Genomic DNA, 16352 nt, shown 5'->3' with positions numbered 1-16352 from the left:
GCAGGGTTCTCAGGTGGTAGAGGATTGGCGGCGCCTCGTTTCCCTGGGGGCGATTGGGTCGAGTGGGCACAGGATCCGCACCCGGAGCTCATGGAGTGTTGGCCTCACTCGATCACGTCGACGACCTCCAGAGACTGTGGGTCGATGATGTCGACGTTCCCGTCCTGGTTGACCGCCGCGATCACCTCCGGGTGGAAGGCCACGGGGCGGGGCATGAGGCCGTCGTCGTCCTCCAGCAGGTTCTCGCCGGTCTCGATGTCCCACAGGTAGCCGTGGGTCTCGTTCTCCCGGTCGGTGCCCAGGTTGTCCGGTCCCTCCTCGGCCGCGAGACTCCAGCTGAAGTGGACCAGACCTCGTTCGGCGTCCATGCCCAGGTGGTTGACCCAGGCGTCGGGTGCGTCCGCGTAGTCGCCGGTCGGGAACGTGGCCGTCGCGGCGCCTCCGGCCAGGTCGTACAGGATGATCTCGTCGTTGCGGACGAACAGGATCAGGTCCTCGCCGGGAACTACCGCGAAGTGCAGTTCGGTGACGTTGCGGATGGTCTGGAGCGTCTCCCTGCTCTCCGTGTCCCAGATCTCGATGGAGTTCCGAGTGTGGGCGGCCAGACGGGTCTCGTCGAGAAAGGCCAACTGGGGGACCGGGCCCTCGCCCAGAGAGGCGACGGCCTCTCCCGACTCCAGGTCGACCACCCCGACCGGAGTCCCGGTGCCCACGCCCACCCGGTTGCTCAAGGCCATCCGCCCGCCGTCGGGGCTGAACGCCAGATCCGTGACGGACCAGTTCTTCTGGCCTCCGTCCGGGAGCGGCTCTGGCTGCGGGCCCGGGTGGTTCGTGGCCTCGCCCGAAGCGAGATCGAAGGTCGTGGTGAGTCGGTACGGGCGCTCCTGGCCCTCGACCTCCTGGAGGGAGGTGGCGGCGATCACGCAGCCGACCGGGGCGAACGACATCGGACCCAGGCCGTTCAGTTCCTCCGCGGGTCGGGCGAACTCGTCGCCCTCGCGCCAGTCCCACAGGGTGAGGCCGTGGTTGAAGCTGCCGACGGCCAGGACGTCGCCGTCGGGAGAGAACTCCAGCTGCATGGCGTCGAGGTCGGTCACCGGTTCAACCGGTTCGGGGAACGCTGACCCTTCCGAGCAGGTCGCATCGCTGCCCGAACCGTCAGCGGAGCCCCCAGCCGGGGTCGCGCGGTTGAGCCACCAACTGGAGCCGATGGCAGTGAACAGGGTCAGGGCCACAGCTCCCGCGGTAAGGGCGATCAACCGTCTCCGGTCTCGGGGACCAGGGGTTTCGGGCTCGGCGGGGAGCAACCCGCGCATGCGCGCGGCCTCGGCCTCGATCACCGAGGCCAGCTCCGGCGGCCAGGGTGAGGCGGAGGCCGCCCCGCCCAGCATGCTCACGAGGTCGACCGCGCTGGGCCGAAGGTCGGCGTTCTCGCGCAAGCAGTCGTCGACCACGGCTCGGAGCTGGAGCGGCACGTGGTCCAGCCCGTCGGGGCCCTCCACACCACTGGCGGCGAAGCACAGGACGGCCGCCCAGGCGAACACGTCGCCAGCCGGGGCGCCTCCGCCCTCCACCGGGTCGAACACACCCCGGGCCGAGCCGTCGCGATCGGCTGGTGGAACCAGACCGGGGTCGGCCAGCAGCGCGCGGTCGCTGGTCAGTAGGACGCCTTCGGGGGTCAGCGTTCCGTGGGAGCGGTCAGCGGAGTGCAGTGTGGCCAGCCCCTGGGCCGTGGCCAGGGCAAGAGTGTGCGCGGCGGCGGCCGGGAGCGGACCGTGCGCCCGGACCAGTCCGGCCAGGTCCGGGCCGAACGGCGTCTCGGTGGCCGCCCACGGCACGGGGGAGTCCAGGTCGGCGTCGAGTACGGCCGCCACGTGTGGGTCGCCCAGCCCGGACGCGCTCTCGACGCGGTGGAGGAAGTCGGCCCGTGTGGTCGGATCAGTGGCGTGCTCGGCGCGCAGGATGCGAACGCGGACCGGCGAACGCCCGGACGTCGAACCCAGGTAGGCGTGGGTGTGGGCGTCCTCGCCCAGTTGGGCCAGAAGCTGGTGGGGGCCCGCGGCGGGGGGATCATGGGGACTCAGGGGACGCATGCTGCCTCGTCAGTGCTGTTCGGTTCGGCAGAACGTGTTGATGGTTGGCGATGGGACGGCGCTCACGGTGTTGATCCCGTCAGACAGGCGCCGAACGGGTTCGGGGGATCAGGTCCAGGGCGGACATGTCCGATTCTCAGCCGATCTCGTTGATCACGTCGAGGGTCCCAGGGTCGAGAAGCAGCAGGGTGTCCCTGTCGAAGGCGGCGATGGCCTCGCCATAGGGGTGGACGGCCAGCCGGTCGATGAGCAGGGTGTCCCCGGACGTGATCTCCTCGCCTGTGGCCACATCCCAGGCACGACCGCCGGAAGGGCCCGTGGCGGTGGCGAACATCCCGGCGGAGTAGAGGGTCCCGCTGTCGCTGGAGAAGGCCAGGCCGGAGAAGCTGCGGTGGCCCTCGATCTCTTTGACGACCTCGCTCGCCTCGTAGTCGTACAGGGCGATGTCGCCGCCGCCCCGGTCCACCGCCATCAGGGGTTCGGTCGGGGAGAGGGCTGTCGCGTGCCATTCGGTGCCCTGCCCGGAGGTGCTCTCGGGAGCTTCCTCGACCAGTGCCGCCACCACCTCGCCCGTTGCCACGTCGTACAGCACGACCCGGGGGTAGCCCTCCTCGAAGTCGACCTTCAGGTGGGCGCCGTCGGAGCTGAACTCGGTGCTGGCGACGGGCGCGGAGAGTTCCAGGGTGTGCGTGATCGAGTCGTCCTCGCGGTCCCGCAGGTACAGGGTTCGCTGATGATCGCCGTGGGTGACCACCACCGCCACCAACGATCCGTCGGGGCTGATCGAGACGGCTCGGTAGTCGACGATGTCCTCCAGATCCCCATCCACGTCGAAGAGCCCCAGCCTCTCGTGCCCGGTGTCGAAGATCCCGACGGCGTCGGCGAAGGAGGCCGCCATGGTGCCGTCGTCTGCGAGATCGAAGGATATCGGCGTGGGGTCGACCCGGTACAGGAACCGGCCGCTCTCCCACTCCCAGAGGGTCATCGCGTCGGTGGCGCGGACGTACACCCCAGAACCGTCCGGAGTGAACTCCACGTCGCCCACGAAACCGTCGAAACCGGATTCCCCTTCCTGCTCCGGGGTCATTTCCTCCGGGCCGCCGGGAGCGTCGGATTCCTCGTTCCCGTTCGCACCGATCTCCTCCGGAGCACGCATGCTGCTGGAGTCCTCCTGGGACGACCCCGGTGCGAACGCGACCAGGGAGACACCGGCGACCAGAGCCAGCGTGACGGTGGCCGCGCCCGCGGCTATGAGTACGCCGTGCCCGGCCCTGCGCCGTGAGGACAGGGGCGCCGCAGCGCCCTGGAGAGGGCCGTCGGGAGCTGCCTCGTCGGCTTGGCGGACCTCCTGCTGGTGGCTGTTGAGGGACTCTTCGACCCGTGCGGGAAGCCAGCCGTGCTCGGCGGAGGGCAGAGGTCCCGCGGACAGCTCACGGACGATGGATTCGGCCGAGGGGCGCTCGTCCGGGTCCTTGGCCAGGCATCGTGCCAGGAGTGGCCGCAGGGCTTCCGGGACGCCGTCGAGGTTCGGGGCCTGACCGACCACACGGGGAAGGACGCTGATCGCGCGGCCGGTGCCGAAGGGAGGCCTGCCGGTGGCGGCGAAGGCCACCACCCCAGCCAGGGAGAAGATGTCGCTGGCCGGAGAGCTCTCCCGCCCCCTGACCTGTTCGGGTGAGGTGTACATGGGTGTGCCGAAGCTCTGCCCGGTCCGGGTGAGGACGGTGCCCTCGAGCGCTCGGGCGATTCCGAAATCGATCACCTGCGGTCCGCGCGGGGAGAGCAGGACGTTACTGGGTTTGAGGTCGCGGTGCATGAGCCCGGCGTCGTGGATCGCCCGGACCGCGCTGGCCAGGCCGAGGGCCAGGACACGCAGGGAACCCTCCGGGAAGGGACCGTTCTCCCGGACGGCCTCCTTGAGGGTGGGGCCGGGCACGTACTCGGTCGCCATCCAGGGCAGGTCCGCGTACGGGTCGGCGTCCACCACTCGGGGCGTGAAGGGGCGCACCACCATCTGGGCGGTACGGACTTCGCGCGCGAACCGGGCCCGGAAATCCCGGTTTCCGGCCAGGTCCGCCTTGACCACCTTGACCGCGGCCAGACGACCCTCAGGGGTGCGGGCCAGGTGAACCTCACCCATGCCGCCCGCGCCGAGACGGGCGAGGAGCCGATGGGGGCCGATGTGGGAGGGATCGGTGGAGGTCAGGGGCTTCACGAGTCCGAACTCCTCGGGTGGTGGGCGGCTGCTCCGGGTGCTACTCCGGGTACTCGTGCAGGACCTCGAAGGTCTCGGCGTCCACGATCAGGAGGCGCATCCGCTCGGAGGCCGGGGTGGTGGTCGCGATGACCGTCCCCTCCGGGTGGAAGTCCAGTTGGGAGTAGAGCGGCACCCCGTCCTCGGTCAGCAGGTCTCCGGTGGCGGTGTCCCACACCCGGCCTCCCCTGACCGCGGCGCCGTCGTCGCCGCTGGCGACCAGCCGGGTCCCGTCCGGGGAGAAATGGAGCTCGAACAGCGGGTGGCCGTTGGTCGGGGGAACCTCCAGGGGCGTGGTCTCGCCGGTGTCGAGGTCGTGGAGGATGTTGTCCTCGGGGCTGGTGGAGACGGCCAGCAAGGAGGGGTCCGTGGGGTGGAAGGCCAGGTGTTTCAGGTGGTGCCCCGCGTCGTCGCTGAGGGGCACCGCGGGGAAGTCCCCGTTGGGCAACTCCAGGACGGGCTCCTGTGCGGCCAGGTCCCACACGGCCGAGGCCCCCGTGCCCGAGTAGTCGCTGACGACGAGGAGTGAGGCGTCCGCGTTGAGGTGCAGGTCGCGGGCGTAGGAGTCCGTCTCGATCTCGAACTCCACCTCCTCGGTCTCCAGGTTCCACACCTGGACGAGGGGCTGATCCAGGGCGTCGTCGACCTCGCTGTCGCTCGAGGCGTTGACCGCGACCGCCAGGCGGGTGCCGTCGGGGCTGGGAACCGTCCGACCCCAGTCCAGGAGACCGGGATCCTCGAGGTAGCGCGGCTCCTCCTCACCGGGTTCCCAGAGCAGCACGGCATCGGCGAACGAGCCGACGACGGTGCCGTCGGCGCCGACCGTCAGGTGGCTGGGGCGCTGCTCGAAACGGCGGAGTTCCTCGCCGGTGCGCCAGTCGATCTCGACCAGGTGGTCCTGGCCGGAGACGTGGAGGCTCTCGCCATCGGGGGCGAAGCCGATCCCCAGGAGACGGGAACCGAGGACATCGGACGGCACCGGCTCCTCCCCGGGGTCTGATACCCCCGCGACGTCGTCGGACCGGGTGGTCAGAAGACCGATGGTCCCGGCGGCCACCACGACGGCCAGAGCGGCTGCCCCGATGAAGAGGGCGGTGCGGGCCCGGCCATCGGGGGGCGGACCGTCCGGGGACGGGGCGAGGGCGACCCCTGAGTCAGCGACCTCGCGGGTCCGCGCCAGGTGGGCGTTGAGCGAGTGGTTGACCCGGGCGGGGAGCCAGCCGTGTTCCGCTGGGGGCAGCGGACCGGTGGAGAGGACCCGGACGAGCTCGTCGGCGGTGGGGCGTCCGTCCGGGGCCTTGGCGAAACAGCGGGCGAGGAGCGAGCGCAGGGATTCCGGGACGGTGTCGAGGTCGGGTGCGCCCCCCACGACCCGGGCCAGGAGCTCGGCCGCCTTCCCGGTACCGAAGGGTGGTCGGCCGGTGGCGGCGTGGACCACCACCCCGGCCAGGGAGAACACGTCGCTGGAGGGCCCGACCCCCTTGCCCGTGATCTGCTCCGGGGAGGTGTAGGACGGGGTGCCGAAGCTCTGGCCGGTGCGGGTGAGGACGGTGCCCTCGACCGCTCGGGCGATCCCGAAGTCGATCACCTGGGGGCCGCGTGGGGAGAGCAGCACGTTGCTCGGCTTGAGGTCGCGGTGCATGAGCCCGGCTGCGTGGATCGCCTGGAGGGCGCTGGCCAGGCCCAACGCGAGGACGCGCAGGGAGGGTTCGGGGAAGGGTCCGTTTTCCCGGACGGCTTCCTTGAGGGTGGGCCCTGGGACGTACTCGGTCGCCATCCACGGCACGGCGGCCTCAGAGTCGGCACTGAGTACGGCCGGGGTGAACGGGCCGCGCACGCGTTGCGCGGTGCGGACCTCGCGGGCGAACCGGGCGCGGAACTCCTGGTCCCTGGCCAGTTCCTCCTTGCCCACCTTGACCGCGGCCAGCCCTCCCTCGGGGGTGCGGGCCAGGTAGACCTCCCCCATGCCGCCCTCGCCGAGCCTGGACAGCACCTGATGGGGGCCGAGGTGGGAGGGATCGGTGGAGGTCAGGGGAAGCACGGGTCAGCTCCTGGGGCACTGGTCGGGGTACCAGTCTGCCCGGGTTGGGGGGCCTTCCTCCTCCGGGCCCCGGAATCCGATCAGGTCAGCTCCCTGACCACCTCGAACGTGTCGGGGTCGATCAGGACCAGATCGCTTTCGACGGCGGTGACGGCGGCGAGGACCCCGCCGTCAGGGTGCGGCGCGACCACGCTGTAGGCGCCGGCCCTCTCTTCGCCCTCGACGAGGTTCTCGCCGCTGTTCAGGTCCCACACGTAGGTCTGGAACCGCCACGAGCCGGGCCCGGTGCCCACCTGCCAGGTCGCGTACACGCGGTCCCGTTCGGCGTCCACGAGGAGCCTGGTGAGCATGGGGTCGTCGTCCGTCTCGAACTCCTCGCGGGTGAAGGAGGCGACCGCCGCCCCGGTGGTGTAGTCCCGGACGACGACCTGGTCGCCGTCGAGGTGGGCCACCTGCGTCTCACCCGGAACCACCGCGAGGCGTGTGTTGGAGGCCCCCACCAGGGAGTGCACCTCCTCGCCGGTCTGCGCGTCCCAGACGTGGATCTCGCCGTTGCTGTTGGTGGCGAAGTGTCGCTCGTCCACGAACACGGTGCCGTAGTGCAGACCAGGTGCCATCGGCTCGCTCGTTTCACCGGTGGCCGTGTCGACCACAACGGTGCTGTCCTCGCGGCCGGAGCTGCTGAGGGTCACCGCCAGCAGGGCGCCGTCCGGCGAGAAGTCCATGGCCTCCACGTCCCTCGGCTTCAGCAGCCAGCGCCCGCTGTCGTCCGGTCCCTCCTGCGGTCCCAGGTGCTCGGTGGTGGTGCCGCCGGGCAGGTCGTAGGTGTGCCCCACCTTCACGGAGTGCTCTCGGCCTTCGTACTCGACGGACTCGGCGGTGCTCAGCGTGCATCCGACAGGGGAAAACCTCGTGGCGACTCCGTAGGACGAGTTCGTCGTCGGCAGTGCGATCAACTCACCGGTGTTCCAGTCCCACACGGTGAGCCCGGCGGAGGAAGCCGCGGTGAGCACGTCCCCGTCGGCGGAGAAGGCGGGGTCCCAGAAACTGGTGTCCTCGGGCAGGTCCTCCTCCGCGGCGGGATACCCCGGTCCGTCGAGGCAGCCGGACCCGGTGACCAGCCCCGCCCCGGCCCCGGCGCCGGAGGCCTCGGGGGCCGACGCCTGGTCACCGCCGAGGCGGTGGCGGGCGTACACCGCTCCCGTCCCCGCGAGCACCACCAGCGCCAGGACACCCGCGCCCACCGCGAGCAGTCGGCCCCGCTTCCGGGGGGAGGGGGCGGTCCCGGGGGTCGCGTCGGTTCTCAGCATCGACGCCTGGGCGTCGGCGACCGCGTCGATCGCCGCACGCACCTGGGGTGACCACGGGGTGGGTTCAGCCGGGCCGCCCAGCATCCGCACGAGGTCGTGGGAGCTGGGACGCAGCCGCGGGTCGCGCTTGAGGCAGGCGTCGATCAGGCCGCGCAGTTGCAGGGGTACTCGGGCCAGCCCGTCGGGGCCCTCCACTCCGCTGGCCGCGAAGCACAGGGTGGAGGCCCACGAGAACACGTCCGTGGCCGGGGTGGCCCCACCCTCGGGGGCGGCGAAGGCCGGGTGGGGCGCACGCTGCTGGGAGTCGCTGATCGCCCACTCCAGGCCGGGGTCGGCGAGCAGGGCGGTGTCGGCTGACATCAGCACACCGTCCGGCCACAGGGAGCCGTGCGCGCGGTTCGAGGAGTGCAGGCCGTCCAACCCCTGGGCGAGCGCCAGGGCGAGCGGGTGCAGGGCGCCCACCGGGAGCGGCCCGTTCCCGCTCACCAACTCGGCCAGGCTCGGGCCGAGGGGCCGGGACACCGCGACCCAGGGCACCGCGCCGCGCGGGTCGGCGCCGCGGACACCGCACACGTGCGGGACATCCAGCCCCCGCGCGGACTCCACCTGGTGGGCGAAGGAGGAGCGGAAGGCGGGGTCGGTGGCGTACTCCGGCCGGACCACCTTCACCGCGACGAGGTCCCGCGCGCGTGCGGCGCCCAGGTAGACGCGCGCGTAGGCGTCCTCGCCCAGGCGGGCGTGCAGACGGTGGGGACCGACGGAGGGCGGGTCGTGGGGGTGGAGAGGGAACATGGGGCTTTCCGGTTCGGGAGCTCGGGGTGAGGGTTTGGGGCCGCGCCGGGGTCGACTAGAAACGTTCGAGGATGCGCATCTCCCGGGCGTCCACGACCCACATCCCGTTGCCCGTGGCAGGGACGCCGATGATGACCTCACCCTGGGGGTGCACGCTGATCTCCCACAGGAAGCCCTCGTCGGCCTCCGCGGTGAGCTCCTCGCCGGTGGAGTACTCCCAGACCTTCATGATCCCCCCGGCGGGGTCGAAGTCGTCCGGGAGGAAGGTGGCGTACACGCGGTCCGCCGCCACGCTGTACTCGAAGTCGTGCAACACGAGGTCGTCGTCCAGGTCCTCGGTGACGAACGCGGTGCCCTGCTCGGGGTCGGAGACGACGTTCTGGGTCTGCACCCCCTCCGCGACCGGATAGACCAGGGTCTCCTCGTCCACGAAGCTCAGTGCCGTGGGGTTGGTGCTCGGGATCTCCTCGCCCGTGGCCACGCTCTCGCCGGTCTCGGTGTCCCAGACCGTCGAGTGCTCGAGAAGGTCCTGCGCGGCGAGGTGTCTGCCGTCCGGCGAGACGGCCACCGACAGGACGGTGCTCGCGCTGCCGGTGTAGGTGGTGACCAGTTCGCCGGTCTCCAGGTCGTACACGAACACGCCGGAGTCCACCTGGTGGTACTTGTTTCCGACCACGAGTTGTTCGCTGTCCGGGGTGAAGGCGACCGCGCCCACCTCCCACCCCTCGGAGAGGACCGTCACCTCCCCGCTCTCCAGCGAGTACACGTACGCGCCGTCGTCGGAGGCGTAGGCGAGCATGCAGTCGTCGGGGCTGAACACCGGGTGGCCGTACAGGGGCGCGATCTCGGTCTCGATGAGGGCGAGCTCCTCCTGCCCCCGCCAGTCCCACAGCGCCACGCCGCCGGTCCCCGCGACCGCGAGCACCTCACCGTCGTTGGAGAAGCCGGTGTAGAAGATGCCCGCCTCGTCCTGGGGGACGGTCGTCTCCTCGTTGGCCGCCTCCGTGTACTCGGGGGCCAGGTGCTCGGAGGGCGAACACACCTCCCGATCCGGGACTCCCAAGTCCTCTGCGGACGTGGTGTCCGGCCCGGACCCGATCAGGCCGGCGTCCCCCGCGGCCCACACCGCGAGTCCGCCGACCATGGTCAGGGCGACGGCGGCCGCTCCGACGATCAGCAGGCCCCGGCCGAACGTACCCCTGCCGTCGCCCGCCCCGGCCGAACGGACAGCGTTCTCGTACGCGTGCGCGACGCCGTCGATCCGCCCGGCGGCGGCAGGGGGCAGCCAGGCGGCGGATGAGCCCGCCGGAGCCGTGGGACCACCGAGGGCCTGGAGCACCTGGGCCGCGTTCGGCCTGCGGGTGGGGTCCTTCTCCAGGCAGGCCGTGATGATCCCGCGCAGCGAGGCGGGGACGCCGTCGAGGTCGGGCTCCAGGTTGCTGATCCGGTAGAGGACCGCCGAGGGGTGGCCGTCGCCGAAGGGACCGCCTCCGGTGAGGGCGTGGACCAGGACCCCTCCGAGCGCGAAGACGTCGGCGGCCGCGCCGCTCTCACGCCCATCCACGGTCTCGGGGGCCATGTACCCCGGGGTGCCGATGATCCGCTCCTCCTCGGACCCGCTCGCGTCCTCCAGCGCGCGGGCGATACCGAAGTCGATCACCTGGGGGCCGGCAGCGGAGACCATGACGTTGCCGGGCTTGAGGTCGCGGTGGACCAGACCGGTGGCGTGCACGCGTTCCAGGGCCTGGGCGATGCCGCGTCCCATGAAGCGCACCGCGTGTTCGGGCAGGGGTCCGGTGTCCTGGACCAGGTCCTGGAGGGAGGGACCCATGACGTACTCCGTGGCCAGCCACGGGGTCTGGCCCGACGTGTCGGCGGCGAGGACCCGAGGTGTGTAGTTGCCGTGCACGCGCTGGGCGAGTTCGAGTTCGCGGGCGAAACGCTCACGGAAACCGGGGTCGTAGGCGTACTCGGCCCGGACGACCTTCACCGCCGCGGGGGAACCGGAGGGGTCCAGCCCGAGGTAGACGCGTCCCATGCCACCGGAGCCCAGCAGGGCTACGACGCGGTAGTGGCCGACCCGCCCGGGGTCGTTGGGGGAGGGTTGCTCCATGGTGCCTTCCGGGGCTCAGCTCACCTCGGCGACGACGTTGAAGTCCGCGTCGAGGATGAGGATGGTGTGGACGCCACCCTCGGGGGAGGAGGAGGTGGCGATGTGCTCACCGTCGGGGTGGACCCCGATGGGAGGGCTGAGAGCCAGGTTGTCGGTGGTGACCAGATCACCGCTGCGCGCGTCCCAGACGTACCCCGGCTCGTCGCTGAATTCCGAGGTGGCGCCGTAGACCAGGGAGCCGTCGACGGAGATCTGGACCTCGGCCAACTCGTTGTGGTCGAGTCCGGGGTCCTCCAGGTCGCGGACCTCGCCGGTCTCGATGTCGGCGATCCGGGCCCGATCGCGGTCCGTGACCATGGCCAGGGTGCTGCCGTCACCGGCCAGGGAGACCTGGTAGTGGCTGGCGTCGTCGAAGCGCTGAAGCTCCTCGCCGGTCTCGGGGTCCCAGACGAACACACCGATGTAGTCGGTGTAGGTCCGGTCGGTGACCACACCGACCAGGGCAGAGTCGCCGGGGGTGTAGAAGAGATCCGTCAGCATGCCCTGGACCGGGAACTCGTTCAGGATCTCCCTGGTCTGGACGTCCCACACCTGGATGTGCGGATCGCCCTCGACCGTGCCGTCGTCGGAACCGAGCGTGGCCACCCGGCCGCCGTCGGAGGTGAGCGCGGGCATGTCGAACTGCCCGCGTACCTCGTCCTCGTCGTTGCCGAGCACGGCCACCCGGTTGTCGCTCCCGCCGTCCCACACCGCGACGTAGTCGGTGGTGGTCGCGGCCACGAACCCGTTCGGCGTGATCATGGCGCCGGTCGGGGTGGGGGAGTAGTGGTCGACCGCCACCCCGTCACGCCAGTTCCAGGTGGAGAGCGTGTTGGAACCGAAGACGTGCATCTGCTCGCCGTCCTCGGAGAAGTCGATCTTGTAGAGGAAACCCTCGAAGGCGAGCCCGTCGAGTTCGCCCGGCTCGCTCGCTTCCTCTCCCTCGCCGTCTCCGTCGGCCTGGGGCTCGGCGTCGGCGGTGTCGTCAGAGCCCAGGGGGAGGGCGTTCAGGGCCAGCGCACCGCCCCCGAGCAGGACCAGGGCCGCGGCAGCCGCTCCCACGACCAGGGCGGTCCGGCGATGCTTCCTCCCGCGCTTGGGAGGCGACGGTGGGCGCTCGGCCTCCTCCGCCCGCTGGGTCTCACTCGCCCTGGCGGTGATCTGCCGGTTGACCTGGGAGGGCAGCCAGCCGTGCTCGGCGGACGGCAGGGGGAGTGCGGAGACCTCCCGTTGGATGGTGTCGGCGTCCGGGCGGTCGGCCGGGTCCTTGACGAAGCAACGGGCGAGCAGGTCCCGCAGCGGCCCCTCGGGGACGGCCTCCAGGTGGGGCTCGCCCTTCATGACCCTGGTGAGGGTGCTGGCCGGGCTGCCGTCACCGAACGGCGGCCTCCCGCTGGCCGCGAACAGCACCGCGCCCGCCATGGAGAAGACGTCCGCGCGCGGTGACACGTCCTGGCCGGTGATCTGCTCCGGCGAGGTGTAGGCCGGGGTGCCGAAGGTCTGCCCGGTGCGGGTGAGGACGGTGCCCTCGACCGCACGGGCGATGCCGAAGTCGATCACCTGGGGACCGCGGGGCGACAGCAGGATGTTGCTGGGCTTGAGGTCGCGGTGCATGAGGCCCGCGGCGTGGATGGTGGACAGCGCGCGGGCCAGGCCGAGGGCCAGGACGTGCAGGGACCCCTCCGGGAAGGGGCCGTTCTCCCGGACCGCCTCCTTGAGGGTGGGGCCCGGAACGTACTCGGTGGCCATCCACGGAGCGGGGGCCTCGGGATCGGCGTCGACCACCGCCGGGGTGAAGGGGCCGCGCACGCGCTGCGCGGTACGTACCTCGCGGGCGAACCGGGCCCGGAACTGGGTGTCGTGCGCCAGGTCCTCCTTGACCACCTTCAGGGCACACAGGTGACCGTCGGGGGTGCGGGCCAGGTACACCCTGCCCATGCCACCGGCGCCGAGACGGGCGAGGAGCCTGTGGGGGCCGATGGAGTTCGGGTCGTCTGGGGCGAGCGGCTGCACGGCGGCGGGGTCCTAACTGCGTGCGACTGCCGTGCTGGAGCCAGTGTTACGGCAGGTCCGGAGGGAAACCGATGGGGTCGGTGTACCTCGCCAATGTAGCCGGTTCACGACAAACCGCCCAGGTGAGTGTCCTGATCCGGTCTGGTGCACGGTGAACCGCTGTGGCAGTGGGACGCGTTAGGGGTGGTGTGGGCGACGAAGTCGGGATGGCGGAGCGGGCACGCGTGTGCACGCTCCCGTCGTGGCGACGGGTCGCGGGAGAGAACGCGGTCGTCAGGCGCGTGGAAGGACGAGGGGTGCCGGAGCGGGCGGCGTCAGGCGGCGACCGGCTGGCGGTGCGTGTAGTAGTGCGCGGGCTCCGGGACCTGTGCGAACGGGTTCAGGAGGGCGGCGGCACCGGCGGGGTCGTTCGCGGGGTGCGAGATCGTGCCGCCCTGGAAGAGGTCGTTCCAGAAGAAGCGGCCGTCACGACACCAGACGTTGACGTCGCGCATCACGGAGGCGACGGCCATCTCGGAGGTGCCGGACCAGTAGAGCGGGCGCGAGGCGACCGAGGCAAGCTCGCCCAGCAGCGCCGTGATCGCGCGCTCGGCGCAGAACGCGTGGCGGGGCTTGTGCTTGATTCGTCTGGCGAGGGCCGACTTCGCCCGGGAGGCCCGGGGATTGTTCAGGCGCCAGTGACTCAAGGTCGTCTCCAGTGTGTGTCGGGATACCGCGGGTGTGTTGACCGTGTGTGCTTATGGCGGCCACGCCGCCGCGGCGTGAGTTCCGTTCACCGAGCCGTTGTCCGGTGTTGGTGACATCCCTCCGCGAAGTTGGCGAGGTCCGAACGGTGTCGTTACCTCGTAGTTATTCTTCGCGCTCCGGATGCTAGCAGTAACTGACCCCTCGTAGTCGAGGCTTCCCAGAGTGATGCACATCACAGTTAACAACTGAGTATGGACCTGTTTAAAGCAGAAACGTGCAGTTCAGATAGGGTTTTTCGGACAACTGTACCTGTGGTGATTTTGCCTTGAAGGGGCCGTAGTCCCGTCCTGGTTGTCGCGGGTCTCACCCACTTTGGGAACTCTTGGCGCATCCAGTATCACCGAGGGTGATTATGAGTGCGTTGCCGGGTCTTTGCCGTTCCTTGCCGGGATCGGCGTCCCAGGCGCCCAAGGCTGTTCCCGTCCGTGTTGCGTGCCTGGTCACCCTCGTGTGATGAGCGTTCAACGGCCTGGAGGACACTGGAAGGCGGTGCAAACAAGGGGAGAAGCGACGAAGTGACACAGACCCAGACATCCGGTGACAGGACATCCGTAACGGGACAAGTTTCCAAGGAGCCGGTGGGTGGCGCCCGGGCCTGGCTGATATGGGGTGTGGCGGTCGCTGCCTACTTCCTCGCCATGCTGCACCGCAACGGGCTGGGTGTGGCCGCTCTGGAGGCTCAGAGCCGGTTCGACGTCGGCCCGGCGCTCCTCTCCCTCCTGCCGATGCTCCAACTCATCGTGTACGTCCTTCTCCAGGTGCCCGCCGGACTCCTCGCCGACCGACTCGGCCCCCGATACACCCTGGGCATGGGCATGATCGCGATGGCCGTCGGCTCCTGCCTGTTCGCGCTGGCCCCGGGAATCGAGCTGGCCGTGGCCGGGCGCTTCCTCATCGGTCTCGGCGACGCACTCGTGTTCCTCAACGTCATTCGGCTCGCCGCCCTGTGGTTCCCGCGCTCGCGCTACGCACTGGTCAGTGGTCTGACCGGCGTGGTCGGCGGTACCGGCCAGGTGGCCAGCGCGGCTCCGCTGGCCTGGGCACTCGACGGCATCGGATGGGAGGCGGCCTTCCTCTCCACCACCGGGTTCACCGTGCTCATGGCGCTGATGGTCCTCCTGGTGGTGCGGGACCGCCCTGTCGGGGCCGCCGGACACTCAACGGTCGCTGACCCCATCTCCCTGTGGGAGGCGCTCAAGGAGGCGCTGAAGGCGGACGGACCCCGGATCGGGATGGCCCACCACGCGGCCGTCATGGCGCCGTTCACGATGATGATGGTGCTGTGGGGCTACCCCTACCTCGTGGGGGGCCTGGGGCTGGCCGAGGGCACCGCGGCCCTCACCCTCACCGGTCTGGCCGCTGGAGCTCTCTGGCTGGCCCCGGTCGCGGGTCTCCTCGTCGGCCGCTGGCCCGGGGTGCGGGTGTACTTCGCCCTCACCCTGAGCGGCATCCTGAGCCTGGGCTGGCTGCTCCTGGTGGCCTGGCCCGGCGGCGCCCCCGTGGCCGTGGGTGTGGCGGTGCTGGCGGTCAGCGCCCTCGGGCAGACCATGGCACCCACGGTCTCCTTCGACTTCGCCCGCGACGGCATCCCGGCCAGCCGGACCGGTGTCGCCTCCGGTCTGGTCAACATGAGCGGCTTCACCACAGCCGTGATCTGCACAGTGGCGGCCGGAGCCCTCCTCCAGGCCCTGCCAGAGGATCCGACCTCCTACCAATGGGCATTCACCCCGATGGCCGTCGCCACCTTCCTCTCCACCTGTGTGCTGGTGGTCTTCGTCCGTCGCCGAGCCCGCGCAGCCGTCGCTCAGTAATAGGAGGGCCCCGCGTGACTGCGGGGAGCAGGCTCTCGCCGCCTGGGCCGGAGTCATGGCCGCCGGGTCCATCCCCGCGTGCGCGGGGAGCAGGGAGGACGGTAGTGGCCCCGTACCGACGTTCGGGGTCCATCCCCGCGTGCGCGGGGAGCAGCGGCGGGGCTCTGTCACCAGCGTGACCAACCGGGGTCCATCCCCGCGTGCGCGGGGAGCAGCGGCGGGGCTCTGTCACCAGCGTGACCAACCGGGGTCCATCCCCGCGTGCGCGGGGAGCAGCCGGCCGTCGGCGACACCGACTTCATGGACGAGGGTCCATCCCCGCGTGCGCGGGGAGCAGGCGACGTTGCCCCACACCGAAAACTCTGCCTGGGGTCCATCCCCGCGTGCGCGGGGAGCAGGCCGCCTCGTCGTTCTGGGGCAACGGCTTCCTGGGTCCATCCCCGCGTGCGCGGGGAGCAGGCGGCGATGGTTTTCGAGCTTGTGCAGGAAGTCGGGTCCATCCCCGCGTGCGCGGGGAGCAGGTGACGAGCTGGGCGTTCTCGGCAGCCTTCGCGGGTCCATCCCCGCGTGCGCGGGGAGCAGTTCGACGGCCCGGATCTGGCCCATGATCCCGAGGGTCCATCCCCGCGTGCGCGGGGAGCAGACTTTTTCACCTGCGAACTTACCGGTGGCAAGTGCTCGTTTTTCCAACTTGTTGAGAAACAGACAAAACCGGCATCCGCCTTCGTTGTTGCTGTCACGGGCGAGCCTATAGCGGGAGAGATGTGTTCCTCCACGCCTGCGCTGAACAGGATGCGTGTCGCGGCTGGTCACACTTCCCGACGAAAGAGCGGCAGCAAAGGAGGGTGCGGGGCCAGGGCTGGTGTTCATCGTTTCGCGTGTCGTGGTGGCTGGGGTGGTGGGCGCAAAAGCGGCAGCGAAGGAGGGTAGGCCTTCCGGCCTGTGGGGAGCGGGTTGCGTGTCGCGGCTGGTCACGCGTGCCATCGAAACCACGGCGGCGAGGGCGGCCGGTGCGTGGGGGTGGGTGGCCTTCGCCTGGTGGGTGGGGGTGGAGGCCGACCCGGTCTCGGCGGTGGGAACGGGTGCCTGTGCGGTGGGGGGTGGGGTGGTGTTCATGGGTCGGACTCCCTTCTGGCGGT

Annotated in this window: 9 protein-coding genes and 1 CRISPR repeat array; of the genes, 2 read left to right on the top strand and 7 right to left on the bottom strand. The window is 70.6% G+C overall.

The genetic code is table 11. The features are described from left to right. Positions 1–104 precede the first annotated feature (104 nt). From KBX21_RS19890 to KBX21_RS19860, 7 genes are all read right to left on the bottom strand, one after another. Complete coding sequence (locus tag KBX21_RS19890) at positions 105–2093, bottom strand: protein kinase family protein (RefSeq protein ID WP_210842987.1); 1989 nt, start codon at positions 2091–2093, stop codon at positions 105–107. Positions 2094–2229: 136 nt separating this feature from the next. Further along, positions 2230–4308 (bottom strand): WD40 repeat domain-containing serine/threonine protein kinase, encoded by a 2079-nt coding sequence (locus KBX21_RS19885; protein WP_210842985.1) that lies wholly within the window; start codon positions 4306–4308, stop codon positions 2230–2232. Between the two features lie 40 nt (positions 4309–4348). Continuing rightward, positions 4349–6388: a WD40 repeat domain-containing serine/threonine protein kinase gene (locus KBX21_RS19880; protein ID WP_210842977.1), complete on the bottom strand. Its 2040-nt coding sequence runs from the start codon at positions 6386–6388 to the stop codon at positions 4349–4351. Positions 6389–6468: 80 nt separating this feature from the next. Continuing rightward, a complete protein-coding gene (locus tag KBX21_RS19875; RefSeq protein ID WP_210842970.1) occupies positions 6469–8490 on the bottom strand; it encodes a protein kinase in 2022 nt (673 codons plus the stop codon). 55 nt (positions 8491–8545) lie between these two features. Continuing rightward, positions 8546–10603, bottom strand: coding sequence for a serine/threonine-protein kinase (locus tag KBX21_RS19870; RefSeq protein WP_210842962.1), 2058 nt, complete (start codon positions 10601–10603; stop codon positions 8546–8548). Between the two features lie 15 nt (positions 10604–10618). Further along, positions 10619–12655 carry a WD40 repeat domain-containing serine/threonine protein kinase gene (locus tag KBX21_RS19865; RefSeq protein WP_210842955.1) on the bottom strand — a complete coding sequence of 679 codons (2037 nt, stop codon included), beginning with the start codon at positions 12653–12655 and terminating at the stop codon, positions 10619–10621. Positions 12656–12969: 314 nt separating this feature from the next. Then, positions 12970–13341, bottom strand: a complete 372-nt coding sequence (locus KBX21_RS19860; RefSeq protein ID WP_049579525.1) for a hypothetical protein — start codon at positions 13339–13341, stop codon at positions 12970–12972. Between the two features lie 576 nt (positions 13342–13917). Between KBX21_RS19860 and KBX21_RS19855 the strand changes: the two genes are divergently transcribed. Together KBX21_RS19855 and KBX21_RS19850 are read left to right on the top strand one after the other, a co-directional pair. Continuing rightward, a complete protein-coding gene (locus tag KBX21_RS19855) occupies positions 13918–15213 on the top strand; it encodes an MFS transporter (RefSeq protein WP_210842949.1) in 1296 nt (431 codons plus the stop codon). Between the two features lie 2 nt (positions 15214–15215). Continuing rightward, positions 15216–15856: direct repeats of the CRISPR family, unit length 29 nt; unit sequence GGGTCCATCCCCGCGTGCGCGGGGAGCAG. Between the two features lie 315 nt (positions 15857–16171). Next, a partial coding sequence (locus tag KBX21_RS19850) for a hypothetical protein (protein ID WP_210842941.1) occupies positions 16172–16352 on the top strand: 181 nt, incomplete at its 3' end.

Origin of the sequence: Nocardiopsis sp. B62 (genome assembly GCF_018070675.1) — a bacterium.
Classification (GTDB): Bacteria; Actinomycetota; Actinomycetes; order Streptosporangiales; family Streptosporangiaceae; genus Nocardiopsis; species Nocardiopsis prasina.
The sequence above is the reverse complement of the archived record's forward strand: the minus strand, read 5'-3'. Positions and strand labels throughout refer to the sequence as shown.